Consider the following 20,346-nt stretch of genomic DNA (forward strand, 5'->3'; position numbering starts at 1 on the left):
GGAGCCAAACGATGAACCGGTTCGTGCTGCCCGCGGCGGCCAGCATCGTCGTCGGCCTGCTGCTGGGCGCGGCCGCGGTCTTCGGTGTGACGCTGATGGTGCAGCAGGACACCAAGCCGCCGTTGTCGGTTGGCGACGGCGCGTCGATTCTCAATCGGGTGGAGTACGGCGACCGTAGCTAACCTGTCACGGCGCTGGCTGTGGGCCGTCGGGTCCGCCGCGCTGCTTCTGTCTTTCGCCCAGTCACCCGGCCGGGTCTCGCCCGACACCAAGCTCGACCTCACCGCGGCGCCGATGCGATTCCTGGCCCGCGCGACGAACCTGTGGAGCAGTGAGCTGCCGTTCGGGCAGACCCAGAACCAGGCCTACGGCTATCTGTTTCCGCACGGCGCGTTCTTCCTTCTCGGCGACGTCGTCGGCCTGCCCGGGTGGGTGACGCAACGACTGTGGTGGGCGCTGCTTTTGACTGTCGGCTTCTGGGGACTGCTGCGGGTAGCCGAGGCGCTCGGCATCGGCACCACTAGTTCGCGGGTGATCGCCGCAGCGGCGTTCGCGTTGTCGCCGCGGGTGCTGACGACGCTCGGGTCGATCTCGTCGGAGACCCTGCCGATGATGCTGGCGCCCTGGGTGCTGCTGCCTGTGATTTTGGCGCTGCGCGGGGATGCAGCGGCAGGACTGACGACATGGAGCCGGGGCTCGCCGAAGGTGTTGGCGGCCCAGGCGTCGGCGGCGGTGGCGTTGATGGGCGCGGTCAACGCGGTGGCGACGCTCACCGGCTGCCTGCCCGCAGTGATTTGGTGGGCATGTCACCGGCCGAATCGACGGTGGTGGCGATTCACCGGGTGGTGGCTGGTCGGCATCGCGCTGGCGACGACGTGGTGGCTGGTGGCACTGGTGCTGCTGGGCCGGGTCAGTCCGCCGTTTTTGGACTTCATCGAGTCGTCGGGCGTCACCACGCAATGGGCGTCGCTGACCGAGGTGCTGCGCGGCACCGACAGCTGGACGCCGTTCGTCGCGCCGGCGGCGACAGCGGGTCAGTCGCTGGTGACCAGCTCGGTGGCGATCCTGGCCACCACTTTGGTGGCTGCTGCGGGACTGGCCGGCCTGGCGCTGGGCAGCATGCCGGCCCGCGGGCGGCTGGTCACGGTATTGGTCACCGGTGTCGTTCTGCTGGCCGTCGGTTACTCCGGCGGGTTGGGCTCTCCGGTGGCGCATCATGTGCAGGCGTTTCTCGACGCGGCCGGGGCGCCGCTGCGCAACGTCCACAAACTCGAGCCGGTGATCCGCCTTCCGCTGGCGCTGGGTCTGGCGCATCTGCTCGGCCGCGTCCCGCTGCCCGGCAGCGTGCCCCGGAAGGTGTGGGTGCACGCCCTCGCCCACCCCGAGCACGACAAGCGCGTGGCCGTCGCGATCGTGGTGCTCGTCGCACTGGCGGCCGGCACATCGCTGGCCTGGACCGGAAGGCTTACTCCCCCAGGCACTTTCACTGCCATACCGCAGTATTGGCATGACGCGGCCGATTGGCTCGACGAGCACAACGCGGACGGCCCGACGCCGGGCAGGGTGCTGGTGGTGCCGGGATCGCCGTTTGCCACCCAGGTGTGGGGCACCAGCCACGACGAGCCGATGCAGGTGCTCGGGACAAGCCCCTGGGGCGTGCGGGACTCGGTGCCGCTGACCCCGCCCGCAACGATCCGCGCGCTGGACTCCGTCCAGCGTCTGTTCGCTGCGGGTCGGCCCTCCGCCGGTCTAGCGAATACCCTTGCGCGCCAAGAAATTTCATATCTAGTCGTGCGCAACGACCTCGATCCGGACACGTCGCGCTCGGCCAGGCCGATCCTGGTGCACCGGGCGATCAGCGGCTCGCCGGGGCTGACGAAGGTCGCCCAGTTCGGCGATCCGGTGGGGGCAGGCACCGTTTCCGGGTTCGTCGCCGACAGTGACCTGCGCCCGCAATATCCGGCCGTGGAGATCTTCCGTGTCGAGGGCGCACGCGCCGGTCCGTATCTCGCTGATGTCGATGCACTGCCGCGGGTGGACGGCGGTCCCGAGGCGCTGCTGCGGCTCGACGAGCGACGCCGGCTGCAAGCCCAGCCGCCGCTGGGTCCGGTGCTGCTGACGCCCGACGCACAGCGGGCCGGGCTGCCCGTGCCCGTCGTCACCGTCACCGACACACCCCTGGCCCGCGAGACCGACTACGGCCGCGTCGACGACCACTCGTCTGCCGTGCGGACGCCGGGCGATCAGCGGCACACGTTCAACCGTGTGCCCGACTATCCCGCCGCCGCACGACCCGTCTACGGCGACTGGGTCGGCGGCAGGCTGAGCGCATCCAGCTCGGCCGCCGACTCGACTGCCCTGCCCAATGTTTCGCCCGCGACCAGTCCCGCTGCCGCGGTCGACGGCGACGCGGCGACCAGCTGGGTGTCCAATGCGCTGCAGTCCGCGGTCGGCCAGTGGCTGCAGGTCGACTTCGACAACCCGGTCACCAACGCCATGCTCACGATCACCCCGAGCGCGACGGCCGTCGGGGCGCAGGTGCGCAAGATCGAGATCGCAACCGCCAACGGCACGACCACGCTGCGGTACGACAAGCCGGGGCAGCCGCTCACCGCGGCGCTGCCATACGGCGAGACACCGTGGGTGCGGGTGACCGCGGTGGGCACCGACGACGGGTCCGCAGGCGTCCAGTTCGGCATCACCGACATTGCGATCACCCAGTACGACGCCAACGGGTTCGCCCATCCCGTCGAGCTGCGGCACACCGTCGACGTGCCGGGGCCGGGCGCTCCGGCCGTCGCCGGCTGGGACCTGGGATCCGAGCTGTTGGGCCGGCTGGGATGCGCTGACGGCCCGGACCGTGTTCGCTGCGCCGCGACGATGGCACTGGCGCCTGAAGAGCCGGTGAACCTCAGCCGCATGCTCTCGGTGGCCCATGCGGTGAGCGTGACGCCGACGGTGTGGGTCCGCGCCCGCCAAGGTCCGAGGCTGGCGGATCTAGTCGCGCAGCCAGGGGCCGTGCGGGCCAGCGGAGACGCGGACGTGGTCGACGTGCTCGGGTCGGCGTACGCGGCCGCGGACGGCGACCCGCGGACCGCGTGGATCGCCCGGCAGGACACTGTGCACGACCGCACGCCGCCTACTCTCACGCTGAAACTGCCGAGGCCGACGGAGGTGGCGGCGTTGCGGCTGACGCCGAGTTCGTCCTCGGTGCCGGCACATCCCAAGCTGGTGGCGGTGGATCTCGGTGACGGCCCGCAGGTGCACGACATGACCGGTAGTCCTGACGGCGACGGCGACACCCGCACGCTGCGGCTGGCGACGCGGGTCACCGACACGGTCCGAATCAGCGTGCTGGATTGGGACGACGTCATCGACCGCACGGCGCTCGGGTTCGATCAGCTGAAGCCGCCCGGCATTGCGGAGGTGACAGCGCTGAGCCCCGACGGCATGCCGATCGCGGCCGCGGACGCCGGGCGAAACGTGGCCCGAGCGGTCGACCTGGAATGCGGGCGCGGCCCCACGATCGCGATCGCGGGGCGGTTCGTGCCGACCGCGGTGCACACCACGGTGCGGGCCCTGTTGTCGGGCGAACCAATCGCCGCGCAGCCGTGTCAGCCCGAGCCGATCAGCTTGCCCGCCGGTGAGCAGGAGCTCCTGATCAGCCCGGGCGAGGGCTTCGTCGTCGACGGTGCGCAGTTGGTGGCCACCCCGCCCCAGCCCCCGGCCGCAGTGACGCAGGCAGCGGTCGGCGTCTGGGGGCCGGACCACCGCGAGGTGCACACCGATCCGGCGGCCACCGGCCGCCTGCTCGTCGTACCGGAGAGCGTCAACCCCGGCTGGGTGGCGCGCACCGACGACGGCCGACAGCTGACGGCGGTGACGGTCAACGGCTGGCAGCAGGGCTGGGTGGTGCCGGCCGGAGTCGGCGGCACGATCACGCTGACGTTCCCGTCCAACGCGCTGTACCGGGCCGGCTTGTTCTGGGGGCTCGCGTTGCTGCCGCTGCTGGCACTGCTGGTGCTGGTACGTCCGCGCCGAGAAACCGGCCTGCAGCCCGCACGTACCTGGCAGCCGCCTGCGGCGGTGGCAGGCGTTGCGGTGCTGGCAGTGGGCTGGCTGATCTCCGGGGTCGCCGGGATCGCGGTGTTCGGCGGCCTCCTAGGCCTTCGCTACTGGTTGCAAACCCTCGGCAGGACAAGGCTTTTCGAGCGGATCACGCTCGGTGCCACTGCGACGAGCTTCGTCTTGGCCGGTGCTGCGCTGTCGCGGCATCCGTGGCGGTCGGTCGGCGGGTACGTCGGGCATTCGTGGGGCGTTCAGCTGCTGGCGCTCACCGCGATCGGGGCGCTGACGGTGTCGGTGGTGTCGGTGACTGACGAGTCCAATGGCGGCGCGTGGTGGCGAAATTCCCAGCGCCGCAAGGCAACTCGACACGGTGACTCGACCAGCGCGTAGCTGACCGCCGCGATCGCGAACCCGAAGAGCACCGTGAGCAAAAGCACCACGGGCATGTGGCCGCTGAACGCGAACTCGCCGATCACCGGGAACACCATGGTCAACGCAGCCAAGTGCCAGATGAACAGGCCGTAGGACCAGCGGCCCAGCGTGACCATCAGGCGGCTGCCGAGGACGCGGTGCGGGGTGTCGGGGCGGTCGAGCACCAGCGGCGCCACCAACGCGGCCGCCACCACTGCGCCCATCGCCGCCTTCACTATGAACTGCCCGACGGTGCCGGGGACAAGTCCTTCGGGGCCGGCCAGCGGGGACGCCGCCACTAAGAAGGCGCCGACCGCGACGACCGCCATCAGCACGCGGCGCCGGGCCAGCCGATGCGCCCATCCGAGCGGACTGACCGTCCACTCGGCGAGCAGCATGCCCGCGGCGAACCACGAGAAGAACGCCGGTGGCCAGTTCAGCTGGTTGACGCCCTCGCCGGTGTGCAGCGGAACCAGCGCCCACCCGAGGCTGAGCAGCGCCACCGCGCCGATGGCGGGAACCCGGGCGCGGACCGGCAGCCGGCGCGCGGCCATCGCCAGCACCGGCAGGGCCAAGTAGAAGCTGACCTCCACCGACAAGCTCCACATCTGCGTCAGCCCCGCGGTGAGCGTGAGCGGAACGTAGATCTGCGTGAGCGTGAGATTCGCCAACCACACCGTCAGACTCGACGTTTCGGCATCGGGCAGCAGCGTCAGGATGACGACGACGGCTACCAGGTATCCGGGCATGATCCGCACGATCCGCGAACGCAGGTAGTGCCCGGTGGGCGGCGTGCGCCTGAGTCCGCGCGCCGCGGCGGCATGCCCGCGCCACAGCAGGAAACCGGACAGCGCGAAGAACACTGCGACGGCCAGGTCGAAGCGGCCGAACAGCCGGCCGGCGATACCGGTGGAGTGGCCGGTCTGAAACGCCACATGAGTGATGACGACGCCGATTGCGGCGCACGCGCGCATGCCCTCGACCGCCGGCAGGAACGTGCGGGTGCCGCCGACCGCATCAGCTGGGGCAGCCGAAACCGTCACCGGATCAGGGTAAGCGTGTGCCTTAGTTCCTGCTGTTAGGGTCAGACGGGTTTGGTCCTGGGATGGGAGGCGCGGTTGAACCGGGCAGGGGCTCTTCGCATGACGGCGTACGGGCTGTTGGGCCTCGGTGCGGCCTTGCTGGTCGCGGCGTTGCTGCTGTCCACCTACACCACCAACAGGATCACCAAGATTCCGCTCGACATCGACACCACGCTGGTGAGCAACGGCACCGCCAAGGCGCTCGACCCCGCGTCGTTGGCGACGGACCGCTTCGTCGCCAACGACAACGTGCCGGTGGTCCAGCAGCAGCAGTACAGCACCGAGTCGGGAATCGACACTCCCTCGAACGCCGACGTCGTCACTCTGCAGGTGGGCACTACGCTGCGGCGCACCGACAAGCAACAGGACACCGGACTGCTGCTCGCAATCGTCGACACCGTGACGCTGAACCGCAGCACTGCGATGGCGGAGTCCAGCGACAGCAACCCGGCGGGTTTCGTGCAGCGGCCGCGCACGATGGACGACACCAAGCCGCCGACCAACATCCCCCTCAAGCACGAGGGGCTCAACTACCGGTTCCCGTTCGACGTCGAGAAGAAGACCTACCCGTACTTCGACCCGATCGCGCAGAAGACGTTCGACGCCAACTACGACGGCGAAGAGGACGTCCTGGGCCTCGCCGCCTTCCACTTCAAGCAGAACGTCGGCCTGGACAACAACGGCAAGCTGGTGGAGCCGGTCGAATACCCGTCGCTGTACGACCGCGACGAGGACGCCAGGGTCACCGCCCGCGCCGCGTTGTGGGGACTGCCCGGACCACCCGACGAGCAGGTGACCATGAAGCGCTACTACGCAGCACAGCGCGACTTCTGGGTGGACCCGGTCACCGGCACGATCGTCAAGTCCAAGGAACGCGCCATGCACTACTACGTGCGCTGTGGCGATCCTGACTGCAAGAACCGCGACGCGCTCAAGCCCGACGTGACGCTGGTGGACTACACGGTGACGTCCACCGAGGCCACCGTCGAGCAGCAGGTCAACGCCGCCCGCGACGAGCGCGACCGGATCGCCGTGTGGGGCCGCATCCTGCCGATCTCGTTCACCGCGCTGGGCATCGTCGCACTGGTGGGCGGCGCGCTGCTGGGGTGGTTCCTGCTGCGCACCGACACCGCGTTGATCGACCCCGGGCTGGACACCGCCGAACACGGGTTCTTCGGTGCCCGCGGCCCGTCGGGTGAACCGGTGCCGGGCGCGGAGGCGCAGACCGAGAAGCTGCCGGCCCAGCGCCGGCCACCGCCTGCGCCGCCGTCAGGACCGTCAGGGCCTTCGGGGCCGCCGCCCGCGCCGCCTTCGGGGCCGCCGCCCAACTCGTAGCAGCGGCCGTGGCGTTGGCGCGGCGCGGTGTGGCGCCTGGGTATTCACTGGCGTTGGCGCTGCTGGTCACTGCTCCGCTGTTGGGGCCGGGCTATCTCTTGCTGCGAGACGCAGTGTCCACGCCACGGTCGTATCTGTCCGACGACGCGCTCGGCCTGTCCGAATCGGCGCCGCGCGCACTGCCGCAGGACTTTGCGATCGCGGTTGCGTCCCACGTCGTCGACGGCGGGATCGTGGTCAAAGGGCTGTTGATCGTCGGGCTGTGGCTGGCGGGTTGGGGTGCGGCGCGGCTCGCCGCCCTGGTGGTTCCCGACGCCGGGCTGGGCGGGCAGCTGGTGGCAACGACCGTCGGCGTGTGGAATCCCTATGTGGCCGAACGGCTTTTGCAGGGCCACTGGAGCCTGCTGGTCGGCTATGGGTGTCTGCCGTGGGTGGCGGCGGTGATGCTGCGGGTGCGCGGTGAGGCCGCATCGTTTTGGCCCCTGCTGTTCTTCGTCGCACTCGCCGGGTTGACCCCCACAGGGCTGATGCTGGCGGCAACAGTGGCGCTGGTGTGCGTGGCTGCGCCGGGTGCGGGGCGGCCCCGGTGGCTGTGTGCAGCGGTGAGCTTGGCGGTGGCCGCTTTGGTCGCGTCGCCGTGGCTGGTGGCCAGTACGCTCGCCGGCACTTTGAGCTCCGAGCCGTCGGGGACTGCGGCGTTCGCCGCACGGGCCGAACTGGGGCTGGGGACGCTGGGCAGCCTGGCAGCGTTGGGCGGGATCTGGAATGCGGAGGCTGTGCCGGCGTCACGCGGCACGCTGTTCGCCGTTGTGGCGTCCGCGGTGCTGCTGGGCATCGTCGCCGCCGGGTTGCCGGTGTTGCGGCGACGACCGGCCGCGGTGGCGCTGCTGGTGCTGGCCGCGGTCGCGGTGGTGGTGCCGGCCGGGATGGCCACTCCGTGGGGAATCGCCGTGGTGGACGCAGTGGTCCGGGCGTTGCCGGGGCTGGGTGTGGTGCGAGACGGACAGAAGTGGGTGGCGCTGGCGATGCCGGGATATGCGCTGGCCGGTGCCGCAGCGGTGGTCACGTTGCGTAAGTGGTTGGCGTCACGGCTGGCGGCCGTGGCATGTTGTGCGGCGCTGATCGCGGTGCTGCCGGACCTCGTGTGGGGTGTGTGGGGCACGGTGACGCCGGTGCGCTATCCCGCCGGGTGGTCGGCGGTGGCGTCGCAGGTCAACGCCGACCCCCGAGCGGTTGTCGTGCTGCCGGCGGACACGATGCGGCGGTTCGACTGGTCGGGGCGGGCGCCGGTGCTGGACCCGTTACCGCGGTGGGTGCGAGCGCCGGTGTACTCGACGGGCGACTTGACGATCTCCGGCCGCACGGTGCGGGGAGAAGGCCACCGCGCGCGTGAGGTGCAGCAGCTGCTGCTGAGCGGCGCGGACCCGAAGGCGCTGGCCGCCGCTGGAGTCGGATGGGTCGTCGTGGAGCTGGGTACGCCAGGCGAAATAGGTTCTGCCGCAGAGGCATTGGCGCAGTTGCCGGTGGTCTACCGTGACGCCGACATCGCGTTGTACCGGGTCGGCGGCGATGTCGCAGGGGCGACGCCCGCGGACCGCCGGGTCATGGTGCTGATGCATGTGGTGTGGCTCGGCGTGCTCGCGGCGGGCGCGGCCGGTGCGATTTCGGTGCGTTTACCGGCGCTCAGCGCCGGTAAACGCACCGAAATCGCCTAGAGCACGCCGCTGACCAAGCGACCCGCGACCACCGACTCCAGCACTGCCCGCATCGCGTCGGCGCTTTGGCGCCAGGAGAATTCGAGGCTGCGCGCCTGCGCTTTGCGCCCGAGCTCGTCACGCAGCAGCGGATCGGTGAGCAACTCCTCGAGCCGCATCACCAGCTCGTCGCGGTCGTCCACCAGCACGCCGGTGACGCCGTCGACAACCGAGTCCGTGAGGCCGCCGGATGCGCGGTAGCCGATCGTCGGCACCCCATGCTGAGCCGCCTCCGTGACTGCCAGCCCCCAGCCCTCCTTCCGCGAGGGCAGCACATGCACCCAAGCCTGCTGCAGCAGAACATGTTTGGCGGCATCGCAGACATGCCCGCGAAACGTCACCGAATCGGCGATGCCCAGCCGCGCCGCACGGGCCACGAGCCGGTCCTGCCACCAACCGCCGCCCACGACGTCCAGATGCAGGCCCGGGATCCGGCCACGCAGCACTGCAATCGCTTCCAGCGCGTCCTCGATGTGCTTGTGCGGCACCAGCCTTGACAGCACCACCACCCGCGGCGCCGACGAGCGCGGCGCTTGCGGGCCGGGCGGAAGCGGGTCAAGGCCGTTGCGCACCACGGCAATCCGGCCGGCGTCGACGCCGAGGTCGGTCAGGTCACGCGCCGACGGCAGCGACACCGTGACGTATTGATTACGCCGATGCGCCCGCGGCGATACCGTCGACTCGCAGAACCAGCCCAGCCGCCCCATCACCGGGCCGGCCAGCGGCCACTGCTCGCGGTGACAGTGGTGCACCAGCACCATCGCTCTCCGGCCGAACACCAGCCGGGCGAAGAACGGCCATCCGTTCTGCGTGTCGATCACGACGTCGGGCCTCACCCCGCGCAGCGGACCGACACCCAGGCGGGCGCCGATCATCGCCAGCAGCGCCCACAGGTACACGCTGTAGCGTCCGCCGCCGCGGTTGATGCGCACCCCCTCGACCACCTCGTCGCGCGTGGCGCCGGGGTAGCGCGCCGTGCGCAACGTCACCGCGATCCCGTCGGCGGCAAGGTGCGCACCGATGCGTTGCAGATAGGTCTCGCTGCCCCCACCCTGCGGATGCCCGACGTCGCGCCAGCACAGCATCAGCACCGAGCCGACGCGTCCGGATTGGTCAGCGGCGGACGACATCCGGTTCAGCGTAGCCTCAGCGCGATGCCGCCGACCGACGTCTTCGCCAAACGCGCCACGCTGCGGCGGTCGCTGCGACTGCTGACCGAATTCCGCTACGAGCAGCGTGACCCCGACCGCTTCTACGGCGCGCTGGCGGCCGACACCGCAGCGCTTGTCGACGATTTGTGGCGCGGGCTGCACGCCGAGCCGGCGGCGGGCCGGTTGCTGCTGGACGTCGGCGGCGGCCCCGGCTACTTCGCGTCAACGTTCGCCGAGCGTGGCGTGCGGTATCTGGGCGTCGAGCCTGATCCCGCCGAAATGCACACAGCCCCTCGCGGGGACGGCGGCGGCACATTCGTCCGCGCGTCCGGGATGGCCCTGCCCTTCGCCGACGACAGCGTCGACATCTGCCTGTCGTCCAACGTCGCCGAACACGTCCCGCAGCCATGGCGACTCGGCGCCGAGATGCTGCGCGTGACGCGGCCCGGCGGCCTCGCGGTGCTGTCCTACACGGTGTGGCTCGGCCCGTTCGGCGGCCACGAGATGGGGCTGACGCACTACCTCGGCGGCGAGCGCGCCGCGCGCCGCTACATCCGCAAGCACGGTCGCACACCGAAGAATTACTACGGGTCGTCGCTGTTCGACGTCTCGGTGGCCGACGGTCTGCGCTGGGCGCGATCGACGGGCACACTGGCCGCCGCTTTCCCCCGCTACCACCCACGATGGGCGTGGTGGATGACGTCCGTGCCGGTGCTGCGCGAGTTCGTGGTGAGCAATCTGGTGCTGGTCCTGACGCCGTGACGGCGGCAGGACTGGAACAGGTTCTCGTTTGGCCCGCGGCTGGGTAATGTGGGCCACACCATGACAGTGCCGTCCACACTCACCACGTCACTACGCGAGGTCTTCGAACAGTGGCTGGCCGCTCGGCAGGCCGACGCGGCGGTGGCTGTGGCGGCGCTGTCGGCCGAACGCACGGTGCTGGTGGACGCCGGCTGGGGCGGAGAAGCCCACCGGCTGGTGGTGCGCCTCGGGGCGGTTGGCGACTTCGAGACACGCTTGCAATACCTCACGCTGCGCCGGCTGGGCACGCAGCTGTCACGGCCGGCGGTGCCCCCAGCGCTGTGGTACGAAGACGACCCGACCCTGCTGGGCGCGCCGTTCTTTGTGACGGCCCGCGTCGACGGACTCACGACGGCTAGGTACGAGACGCCGTACACCTTCGCCTCGTGGATCACCGATGCAAGCCCCGCCGAACGCGCCCGCATGCAACGAGCGACGGTCGAGCAGCTGGCGCGCGTCCACACCGCCGCGCCCGCCGACTTCACGTTCTTGGACCGGCGCCGTCGCGGCGAATCGGCGTTGGCCACGATCGTGCGGCGCACCGCCGAGCGCTACGAGTCCGTCGCGTCGCGGGGTCTTCGCGCTCCGCTGATCGAGCGCGGATTCGGGTGGCTGCGCGAGCACTGGCCCGTCGAGCGGACGCCGGTGCTGGTGTGGGGCGACGCGCGGATCGACAACATCACCTACCGCGATTTCACGCCGGTGGCGCTGACGAACTGGGAGCGCGCGACGCTGGGCCCGCGGGAGTTGGACTTGGGCGCGCTGGTGTTCCACCACCAGTTCGTCGACGAGCTGGCGTATGCGGCAGCGCGGCCCGGCCTTCCCGACTTTCTGCGGCCCGACGAGGTCGCCGCCACCTACGCCGACGTCACTGGGCATGAGCCTGAGCACCTCGGCTTCTACATCGTGTTCGCCGCGCTGGAGCATGCGATTGAAAAGATCCGAAGCCCGTTGCGCGCCAACGCTTTCAAGGCACTGACCCAGGCCCTCGAGGACACAGGAGAGAGATGACCGCGCAGTACAAGACCGAGTGGGACAAGTTGTTCATCGGCGGCAAGTGGACGGCACCGTCGACTGCCGAGGTGATCGAGGTCCATTCCCCCGCGACCGGCGAGCTGGTGGGCAAGGTGCCGCACGCGGCGGCAGCCGATGTGGATGCGGCCGTAGCTGCCGCCCGCGCGGCGTTCGACTCTGGCCCGTGGCCGTCGACCCCTCCGGCCGAACGCGCAGCGGTGATCCAGGCCGCGACCAAGCTGCTCGAAGACCGCAAGGACTACTTCACCTATCTGCTGACCTGCGAGACGGGACAACCCGTCACCATCATCGAGACGATGCACTGGGCCGGCTCACTGGGCGCGCTCAACTTCTTCGCCACCGGCGCGGACAAGGTGGCGTGGAAGGAAATCCGCAACGGCGCCTACGGCCAGTCGATCGTCACCCGCGAGCCGATGGGCGTGGTCGGGGCGATCATCGCCTGGAACGTGCCGCTGTTCCTGGCGGTCAACAAACTCGGCCCTGCGCTGCTGGCCGGTTGCACCGTGGTGCTCAAGCCCGCCGCGGAAACACCGTTGAGCGCCAACGCACTTGCAGAGGTGTTCGCCGAGGCCGGCCTGCCCGAAGGGGTGCTGTCGGTGGTGCCCGGCGGGATCGAAACCGGCCAGGCCCTGACCGCGAATTCCGACATCGACGCGTTCACGTTCACCGGCAGTTCCGCGGTAGGCAAGGAGGTGGGCAAGCGTGCGGCCGAGATGCTCAAGCCTTGCACGCTGGAGCTGGGCGGCAAGTCGGCGGCGATCGTGCTCGAGGACGTGGACCTCGCCTCGGCGGTGCCGATGATGGTGTTCTCCGGGATCATGAACGCCGGACAGGGTTGCGTGAACCAGACGCGGATCCTGGCACCGCGGTCGCGCTACGACGAAATCGTCGACGCGGTCAAGACTTTCGTCGAGGCGTTGCCGGTGGGTCTGCCGTCGGACCCGGCGGTGCAGATCGGCCCGCTGATCAGTGAGAAGCAGCGCCAGCGCGTCGAGGGCTACATCGCCAAGGGCATCGAGGAGGGCGCGCGGCTGGTGTGCGGCGGCGGCCGACCGGAGGGGCTGGACAGCGGCTACTTCGTGCAGCCAACGGTTTTCGCCGACGTCGACAACAAGATGACGATCGCCCAGGAGGAGATCTTCGGACCCGTGCTCTCGATCATCCCTTACGACACCGAAGAGGACGCGATCAAGATCGCCAACGACTCGGTCTACGGGCTGGCCGGCAGCGTGTGGACCACCGACGTGCCCAAGGGCATCGAGATCTCGCAGAAGATCCGCACCGGTACCTACGGAATCAACTGGTACGCCTTCGATCCGGGCTCACCGTTCGGCGGCTACAAGAACTCCGGTATCGGTCGCGAGAACGGCCCTGAGGGCGTCGAGCACTTCTGCCAGCTCAAGAGCGTCCTGCTGCCGATGGGCTACACGGTCGAGTAGCTCGCGTCTTTACCGCGAGCAGACGCTCAATCGCACGCTCCCGGGTATTGGTGATGCGATTCCGCGTCTGCTCGCGAGAAAAGGTGAGCTAGAAGATCACCCGCACGATGGTCTCCGCCACCGCCGCCGGCTTGTCGGAGCCGTCGAGTTCGATGGTGTGCTTCACCGTCAGGTTGACCATGCTGTCGCCCACCTTGGCGGCGTCGACGAGCTCGGAGCGGGCCCGGATCCGGCCACCTGACGGGACAGCCGCCAGGAAGCGAACCTTGTTGAGCCCGTAGTTGATTGCCATCTTGGCGTTCTCGACGCGGAAGTTGTCCTTGCTCATCGCCGGAATCATCGACAGCGTGAGGAAGCCGTGCGCAATCGTTGTGCCGTAAGGGCTTTCGGTCTTGGCACGCTCGACGTCGATGTGGATCCACTGGTGGTCCTCGGTGACGTCGGCGAACGCGTCGATGCGCTTCTGGTCGATCTCTTTCCACTCGCCGACACCAAGCTCCTGGCCGACCAGACCGACGGCGTCGTCGATGGATGAAATCACCTTCATTGGCGTGCTCCCTTGGCTAACGCAGTGTTGACGAGGGCCACGATATCTCTGCGTGCTGCCCGTCGCGCTAGAACGATTCCTCGCGCATCTCCATGATCGTCAGGTCCACGTTCTCGACGATGCTGCGCTCGGCGGACAGCCGCGGCAGCACGTTCTTGGCGAAGAACTTCGCGACCGCAACCTTGCCGAGGTAGAACGCGCGGTCACCCTCGTCGGGGTCGCCGTCGAGGGCCTGCAGCGCAATCTCGGCCTGCCACAACAGCAGCCACCCGATGAGCAGGTCCCCCACCGACAGCAGGAATTTCACCGACTCCAGACCCACGCGATACAGCTCTCGCGCATTGTTCTGAGACTCGATCAGATAGCCGGTGAGTGCGGCGGCCATGCCCTGCAGATCGGTGACCGCAGTGGCCAGCAGTGTCCGGCTCTCGGCCAGCTCCTGACGCGCCCCGTCGTCGTCGAGGAACTTCTGGATGCGGCTCACGACGTGCTGCAGCGCGACGCCGTGGTCGCGCGCGATCTTGCGAAAGAAGAAGTCCTGCGCCTGGATCGCGGTGGTGCCTTCATAGAGGCTGTCGATCTTGCTGTCGCGGATGTACTGCTCGATCGGGTAGTCCTGCAGGAAGCCGGAGCCGCCCAGCGTCTGCAGCGACTCGGTCAGAATTTCGTATGCGCGTTCGGAGCCGACGCCCTTGACGATCGGCAACAGCAGATCGTTGACCCGCTCGGCCAGCTCGGCGTCGGCTCCGGACACCACTGCGGCCACTGCCGGATCCTGATGCGCGGCGGTGTACAGGTACAGCGCCCGCAACCCCTCCGCGTAGGCCTTCTGGGTCATCAAGGCACGACGCACGTCGGGATGGTGGATGATCGTCACCCGAGGCGCGGCCTTGTCGGTCATCTGAGTCATGTCCGCGCCCTGTACCCGGGTCTTGGCGTAGTCGAGAGCGTTGAGGTAACCGGTGGACAGGGTCGCAATTGCCTTGGTCCCCACGAACATTCGCGCGTACTCGATGACTCGGAACATCTGCGCGATGCCGTTGTGGGTGTCGCCGACCAGATAACCGACCGCAGGTTTGCCGTGCTGACCGAAGGTCAGTTCACACGTGGCCGACGCCTTCAGCCCCATCTTGTGCTCCAGGCCGGTGACGTAGACGCCGTTGCGCTCGCCCGGCTCTCCGGTCTGCGGATCGAAGAGGAACTTCGGCACGTAGAACAGGCTCAGCCCCTTTGTGCCCGGGCCTGCGCCCTCGGGCCGGGCCAGCACCAGGTGCTGGATGTTTTCGAACAGGTCGTCGGTGTCCCCGTTGGTGATGAACCGCTTCACTCCGTCGATGTGCCAGGTGCCGTCCGGCTGCTGGGAAGCCTTGGTGCGGCCGGCCCCGACGTCGGAGCCCGCATCCGGTTCGGTGAGCACCATCGTGGCGCCCCAGTTGCGCTCGATGGCGAGCTTGGCCCAGTGCCGCTGCTGCTCGTTGCCGATGTGGTAGACGATGTTGGCCATGATCGGGCCGGCCATGTACATGAACACCGCGGGGTTGGCGCCCAAGACGAACTCGTTGATCGCCCACGCCACCATCGCCGGCGCGGGCACGCCACCGACGTGCTCGTCGAGCCCGACCCGGAACCACTCACCCTGCTGCCAGGCCCGCAGCGACTGCTTGAATAGTTCCGGCAGCCGCACGGCGTGCTCGGCGACGTCGAACGTCGGAGGATGACGGTCGGCTTCGGCGAACGACTCGGCCACCGGGCCCTCGGCCAACCGCGACGCTTCGGCAAGCATCTGGCGCACCGACTCGCCGTCGAGGTCGCCGAATCCTCCGCCGGCCAGTGCCTTGTCGAGCTCGAGGACCTCGAAGAGATTGAACTCGAGGTCGCGCACATTGCTCTTGTAGTGACCCATGCCCGGCACCTTCCGTAGTCGCGCGAAGCGCCGGTTTGAGGTGCTTCGCGTGAAGAGCCGAACCGAGCGTAACCCGCGCTAGGTGACCAGGCGCAACGGCCGCGGGTCACGACGCGAGCGGCGGACCCGCTGCAGCGCCTCGGTCGCCGACCGCACGGCGGGAACCAACTGGTCGCGGTCGCCGACCCGCAGCAGCCGGTGCACGGCGTGGCTGCCGATGACCGCCCATCGGGTGTCGGTGCGCATGGACTCGACGTTCCACGCGAACAGGGCGCGCAGTCCGTCGACGCCGATGAAATCCGTGTCGACCATGTCGACGATGAGCGCGCCGTCCTGGGGTATCAGCGCGATCACCCGGTGACGCAGTACGTCGGCATTGGTGGCGTCGATCTCGCCGCTGATGGTGATGACAGTCAGCCAGCTGTAGATCTGGGCCGTCAAATACGCACGGCCACAATCGATTACTGATGTGCCATGCGGCGCGTCAGACCTGGTATCGGTATGCACAGCAGTCATTGACGTACCCTCGTCGAGTCTGTCGCTGATCTTGTCGAAAACGCCTGGCGCGCAAGGGCTCTAATTGAACAACAGGTAAATTATCCGCCGCGCAGCGCTTTCACGGAGGCTGTGATCTCAACCTGCGGTGAGTGTAGCGCGGATCACGTCGAGCACCCGGGTGCTGACCACCGCGGAACCAGTTCTAACGGTTTCTTAACGGTAGCTTTCGCCACCGCGCGTAGACGAAGTCGCCGTTGACCCCGGATTCCACCAGCGACCACTCCGAAGCCGTGGGCAACAGCCGCCCGCCGCGGCCGAGCGTGCACGGGGCGAAGCTGACCACCAGTTCGTCGACAAGCCCCGCTTCGACGAATTGCGCCGCCGCCTCGCCGCCGCCGACGATCCACACGTCCTTGTATCCGGCGGCCTGGGTCGCACCCATGACCAGCGCACCGACCGACCGGATGAACGCTTCGTAGCCGTACGGGCCGGCCGGGTCGATGTCGCGCGACGTCAACCAGTCCAGGCTGTCGTGTTCGTCGACGATGAACCCGTCGAGGCTCGAGCCGGTGAAGTAGATGGTTGACATCGCTCGACCGTCAGCAGGGGGGTTTGGCCGGTTTGGTGGCGGTGACGTACTGCAGCACCCGCTGGGTCTCCTGGCGGACGTCGGTCAGGCCCGCCTCGGTGAACAAGTCGACGAACTCGCGCTCGTCGAACATGCGCAGGCCCACGGCGTCGGCCAGCGGTGCGGTCACCAGCCGCACCGGCGCCACCGTGCTGCGGCAACTGGTGAGGATCGCGATGCGGCCACCGGGCGCCAGCACGCGCACCATGTCCTGCGCGACGCGCAGCGGCTCGGGCATCAAGTACAGGGCGCCGAAGCAACACACCGCGTCGAAGGTTGCGTCGTCGAACGGCAGGTCCCGCGCGTCGGCGCGCACGTAGCAGGTGCGCGGGCCGCTGTTGTCGACCACGGCCCGCGTGAGCATCGGCTCGGAGATGTCCAGCCCGATCGCGATCCCACCGTCCGCCAGCTCGTCGGCCAGACGGCGCGTGAAATTGCCTGGGCCGCAAGCCACATCGAGCAGCTTGGCGGCGCCGACGGGCCGCAGGTCGTCACGGGCGCGGCGTAGCTCGGCGCCCGTGGTGACACCGCTTGCGACGTAGAACGACAGCGGCCGCCACACTCGCTCGTAGACGCCCGCGACGAACCGGCTGTTCATCGCACGCTGGGCGAACGTCGGCGCAGGCGAGCTCACCGATTCGCCGAGGACGTCGAGGTACCCGTGCCGCACATCCGCGTTGCGGTTGAGCAGGCCGCGGGTCACCTCGATCGGCGACATGGGCGCGCTCAGGATCCGGTCCAGCGCGGCGCGCGCTTCTCGGCGAACGCGATCGCCCCCTCCTTGGCGTCGTTCGACGCGAACACCGGCATCAGGATCTTGGTCTGCTCACGCCACATCTCGTCGGGACTCCAGCCTCGGGACTCGACGATGATGCGCTTGGTCGCGGCCACGGCGAGCGGGCCGTTGGCGGTGATCTTCTCCGCCAGCGCCAGCGCACCGTCCAGCGCCTTACCCGGTTCGGTCAGCACGTTGACCAGTCCCAGCGCGTGCGCCCGGTCGGCGGGCAGGTTGTCGCCGGTCAGCGCGAGCTCCATCGCGATCGCATACGGGATGCGCTGCGGCAGCCGCAGCAGCCCGCCGCCCCCCGCGACCAGCCCGCGCTTGACCTCCGGGATGCCGAAGGCGGAATTGTTGGCCGCCACGATCAGGTCGGTCGCCAGCGCGAGCTCGCAGCCGCCGGCCAGGCAGTAGCCCTCGACGGCCGCGATCAGCGGCTTGGCCGGCGGGCGTTCGGTGAAGCCCATGCCGCGGCCCTCGACGACGACGTTCTCGCCGCGGGCGAACGCCTTGAGATCCATGCCCGCGCTGAACGAGCCGCCCGCACCGGTCAGCACCCCCACCGACAGGCCGGCGTCACCGTCGAGGCGGTCCATCGCGTCGGCCAGACCGCGGCTCACGGCGGCGTTGACCGCATTCTTGGCTTCCGGCCGGTTGATGGTGATCAGCAGGATGCGGTCACGCTGCTCGACGAGGACGGGGGCTGACGATTCGGCTGACGGTTCGCTCATGAGTACCTGAAACTACTCCACGGCCCGTCGGTAGGATTCGACCATGGCAGACGCCGACGTCGACCGTGCCGAGATCGAAAAGTGGGATCCCGAGTTCACCGAGCGTGTCGTCGGCATCCTGCGGCCGCTGCTGCGCCGGTACTTCAGGACCGAGGTGCGCGGCCTGGACAACATTCCGCCCGCCGGCGGAGCGCTGCTGGTGTCCAACCACTCCGGCGGTCAGTTCGCGATGGACGTGCCGATCCTGGCCGTCGAGTTCTACGAGAAGTTCGGCTACGACCGGCCGATCCACACGCTCAGCCACGACATGCTGTTCTTCGGGCCGGTGGCCAACGCGCTGCTGCGCACCGGCTTCATTCGGGCGAACCGGGAGAACGCCGCCGAGGCACTGCGGTCGGGTCATCTGGTGGTGGTGTTCCCCGGCGGCGACTACGACGCGATGCGACCCACGGTGTGGGAGAACGTGATCGACTTCGACGGCCGTAAAGGCTACGTGCGCACCGCAATTGAAGCCGGCGTGCCGATTGTCCCCACCGTGTCGATCGGCGGACAGGAAAGCCAGCTGTTCTTGGCCCGCGGAACGGCACTGGCCAAGGCGCTCGGCCCGATCACCCGGGCGGCGCGCACCAAGATCATGCCGGTGTCGATCGGATTCCCGTTCGGCGTAAGCCTTTTCGGTGTCTTTCCGCCGAACCTGCCGCTGCCCACCAAGATCGTCACGCAGGTGCTCGAGCCGATCGACATCGCCGCGGAGTTCGGCGACGACCCCGACATCGACGAAGTCGACGCCCACGTCCGCGAGGTGATGCAGCGAGCGCTGGACCGCCTTGGACGTGAACGCCGGCTGCCGATCATCGGGTAGACGATGGCTGACTGGTTACGGCGCCTTCGGCGGCCGCGCCCACTTGTGCGTGCGGCCGTGGAGACGATCAACGCGCTCAACGGGTTGACGCCCCTGCGACGCACCGGCTTCAGCAGCGTGGTCGTGTTCTGGTTCGGCTGGCACACCTCGGAGCTGCCGCAGCTGTTTCTGGCCGGGTCGGCCCTCGACGCGATCCGGCGCGGGCGCCGGGGCGACTTCGGCGGGCGGCGCGGAAAGATCGCGCTGGCGTTGACCGTTGTTTCGTGGGCCGTGCTGGCGGTGGTCTACCGGCGCAACGTGACGACACCGGGTCCGGTACTGCAATCGGCGTTGCGCGACGGGCTCGGCGACGACTATCCAGAAGTGGTGTCGTCGCTGCCGACGACGCCGTCGCGCTCCGGGCGGCCGGCGGGCGCGCTGCGCACCAGTCAGATCCGTCGTCGCTACGTCGCACGCGACAACGTCGTGCGGTACGGCCCGCACCGGGCGAACGTCGCCGACGTCTGGCGCAAGCGTGATCTACCACGGGACGGGAAAGCGCCTGTGCTGGTTCAGGTTCCGGGCGGTGGGTGGATGATCGGGATGCGCCGGCCGCAGGCTTATCCATTGTTGAGCCACATGGCCGACCGCGGCTGGATCTGCGTGTCGCTGGGCTACCGTGTGTCGCCGCTGCACACCTGGCCGGACCACATCGTGGACGTCAAGCGTGGCCTGGCATGGGTCAAGGAGCACATCGCGGAGTTCGGCGGCGATCCGAATTTCGTTGCAATCACGGGCGGTTCGGCCGGCGGGCATCTGGCTTCGCTGGCCGCGCTGACGCCCAACGACCCGGTGTGGCAGCCGGGCTTCGAGGAGGCCGACACCTCGGTAGCAGCGGCGGTACCGATCTACGGCCGCTACGACTGGTATTCGATCGAGGGCCGGGATCGCCGCGAATTCGTCCGGCTGCTGGAGAAATTCGTGGTGAAGAAGAGCTACCGCGAGCACCGGCAGGTCTACGTCGACGCGTCGTCGATCACCCGCGTGCACTCCGATGCGCCGCCCTTTTTCGTGCTGCACGGGCGCGACGACACGCTGATCCCTGTGCAGGAGGCCCGCGACTTCGTGCACGAACTACGTGACGTGGCAAAGCGCCCGGTGCTCTACGCGGAATTGCCGCACGCTCAGCACGCCTTCGAGATGTACGGGTCTGCGCGGGCGCATCAAACCGCCGACGCGGTGGCGAACTTCCTGTCCTGGGTGTACGTCAAAACCCGCGAGGACCATAGCTGAGGTAGCTGCGGCGAGCAGACGCGGAATCGCATCGTCACCGGCTGGATTGTG

The 20,346-nt window shown here is 68.8% G+C and carries 16 protein-coding genes and 1 pseudogene; 9 read left to right on the forward strand and 8 right to left on the reverse strand.

The genetic code is table 11. The features are described 5' to 3' along the window. The first annotated feature begins 11 nt into the window (after positions 1-11). Both AC5Y4N_RS08170 and AC5Y4N_RS08175 read left to right on the forward strand, forming a co-directional pair. Complete coding sequence (locus AC5Y4N_RS08170; protein WP_499905018.1) at positions 12-182, forward strand: DUF2613 domain-containing protein; 171 nt, start codon at positions 12-14, stop codon at positions 180-182. After that, positions 130-3,459 (forward strand): annotated as a pseudogene (locus tag AC5Y4N_RS08175) (alpha-(1->3)-arabinofuranosyltransferase domain-containing protein); the annotation flags it as partial. The gene AC5Y4N_RS08170 and the pseudogene AC5Y4N_RS08175, both read left to right, overlap by 53 nt. Before the next feature lie 860 nt (positions 3,460-4,319). On the opposite strand, the gene AC5Y4N_RS08180 reads toward AC5Y4N_RS08175, so the two are convergent. Continuing rightward, the gene (locus AC5Y4N_RS08180) at positions 4,320-5,453 is read right to left on the reverse strand and encodes an acyltransferase family protein (RefSeq protein WP_499906290.1); all 1,134 of its coding nucleotides are present in this window, start codon (positions 5,451-5,453) and stop codon (positions 4,320-4,322) included. Between the two features lie 144 nt (positions 5,454-5,597). Between AC5Y4N_RS08180 and pgfA the strand changes: the two genes are divergently transcribed. Further along, complete coding sequence (gene pgfA / locus AC5Y4N_RS08185) at positions 5,598-6,896, forward strand: cell envelope lipid trafficking protein PgfA (protein ID WP_499905016.1); 1,299 nt, start codon at positions 5,598-5,600, stop codon at positions 6,894-6,896. A gap of 8 nt (positions 6,897-6,904) precedes the next feature. Continuing rightward, a complete protein-coding gene (locus tag AC5Y4N_RS08190) occupies positions 6,905-8,611 on the forward strand; it encodes an MmpA family trehalose lipid delivery protein (protein ID WP_499905011.1) in 1,707 nt (568 codons plus the stop codon). On the opposite strand, the gene AC5Y4N_RS08195 is transcribed toward AC5Y4N_RS08190, so the two are convergent. Continuing rightward, the gene (locus AC5Y4N_RS08195) at positions 8,608-9,780 is read right to left on the reverse strand and encodes a glycosyltransferase family 4 protein (RefSeq protein ID WP_499905008.1); all 1,173 of its coding nucleotides are present in this window, start codon (positions 9,778-9,780) and stop codon (positions 8,608-8,610) included. The genes AC5Y4N_RS08190 and AC5Y4N_RS08195 overlap by 4 nt on opposite strands. A 24-nt stretch (positions 9,781-9,804) precedes the next feature. Here AC5Y4N_RS08195 and AC5Y4N_RS08200 point away from each other — a divergent pair, with 24 nt between their 5' ends. Genes AC5Y4N_RS08200 through AC5Y4N_RS08210 form a run of 3 tightly spaced genes read left to right on the forward strand, consistent with a single transcriptional unit; the run spans position 9,805 to position 13,076 of the window. Continuing rightward, positions 9,805-10,563 (forward strand): class I SAM-dependent methyltransferase, encoded by a 759-nt coding sequence (locus AC5Y4N_RS08200; RefSeq protein WP_499905005.1) that lies wholly within the window; start codon positions 9,805-9,807, stop codon positions 10,561-10,563. Between the two features lie 60 nt (positions 10,564-10,623). Beyond that, on the forward strand, positions 10,624-11,613 hold the full coding sequence (locus AC5Y4N_RS08205; protein WP_499905003.1) for a phosphotransferase family protein: 990 nt from the start codon (positions 10,624-10,626) through the stop codon (positions 11,611-11,613). Further along, on the forward strand, positions 11,610-13,076 hold the full coding sequence (locus AC5Y4N_RS08210; RefSeq protein ID WP_499905001.1) for an aldehyde dehydrogenase: 1,467 nt from the start codon (positions 11,610-11,612) through the stop codon (positions 13,074-13,076). The genes AC5Y4N_RS08205 and AC5Y4N_RS08210 overlap by 4 nt, the downstream gene beginning before the upstream one ends. A gap of 88 nt (positions 13,077-13,164) precedes the next feature. Here the strand turns inward: AC5Y4N_RS08210 and AC5Y4N_RS08215 are convergent, their stop codons facing one another. The 6 genes from AC5Y4N_RS08215 to AC5Y4N_RS08240 all read right to left on the reverse strand — a co-directional run bounded on the left by AC5Y4N_RS08215 (position 13,165) and on the right by AC5Y4N_RS08240 (position 18,161). Continuing rightward, positions 13,165-13,623: a MaoC family dehydratase gene (locus AC5Y4N_RS08215; protein ID WP_499904999.1), complete on the reverse strand. Its 459-nt coding sequence runs from the start codon at positions 13,621-13,623 to the stop codon at positions 13,165-13,167. A gap of 67 nt (positions 13,624-13,690) precedes the next feature. Then, on the reverse strand, positions 13,691-15,526 hold the full coding sequence (locus AC5Y4N_RS08220) for an acyl-CoA dehydrogenase (RefSeq protein ID WP_499904997.1): 1,836 nt from the start codon (positions 15,524-15,526) through the stop codon (positions 13,691-13,693). A gap of 78 nt (positions 15,527-15,604) precedes the next feature. Then, positions 15,605-16,042, reverse strand: coding sequence for an STAS domain-containing protein (locus tag AC5Y4N_RS08225; RefSeq protein ID WP_499904995.1), 438 nt, complete (start codon positions 16,040-16,042; stop codon positions 15,605-15,607). A gap of 184 nt (positions 16,043-16,226) precedes the next feature. Then, entirely contained in the window at positions 16,227-16,613 is a 387-nt protein-coding gene (locus AC5Y4N_RS08230; protein ID WP_499904992.1) for a dihydrofolate reductase family protein, read from the reverse strand. A 10-nt stretch (positions 16,614-16,623) separates the two neighbouring features. Next, on the reverse strand, positions 16,624-17,370 hold the full coding sequence (locus AC5Y4N_RS08235; RefSeq protein WP_499904990.1) for a class I SAM-dependent methyltransferase: 747 nt from the start codon (positions 17,368-17,370) through the stop codon (positions 16,624-16,626). 8 nt (positions 17,371-17,378) lie between these two features. After that, on the reverse strand, positions 17,379-18,161 hold the full coding sequence (locus tag AC5Y4N_RS08240) for a crotonase/enoyl-CoA hydratase family protein (RefSeq protein ID WP_499904986.1): 783 nt from the start codon (positions 18,159-18,161) through the stop codon (positions 17,379-17,381). A gap of 43 nt (positions 18,162-18,204) precedes the next feature. On the opposite strand from AC5Y4N_RS08240, the gene AC5Y4N_RS08245 reads away from it, so the two are divergent. Both AC5Y4N_RS08245 and AC5Y4N_RS08250 read left to right on the forward strand, forming a co-directional pair. Then, entirely contained in the window at positions 18,205-19,023 is an 819-nt protein-coding gene (locus tag AC5Y4N_RS08245; protein ID WP_499904982.1) for a lysophospholipid acyltransferase family protein, read from the forward strand. Between the two features lie 3 nt (positions 19,024-19,026). Then, on the forward strand, positions 19,027-20,295 hold the full coding sequence (locus tag AC5Y4N_RS08250) for an alpha/beta hydrolase (RefSeq protein ID WP_499904980.1): 1,269 nt from the start codon (positions 19,027-19,029) through the stop codon (positions 20,293-20,295). The last annotated feature ends 51 nt before the right edge of the window (positions 20,296-20,346 follow it).

This window comes from Mycobacterium sp. NGS19, from assembly GCF_059813155.1.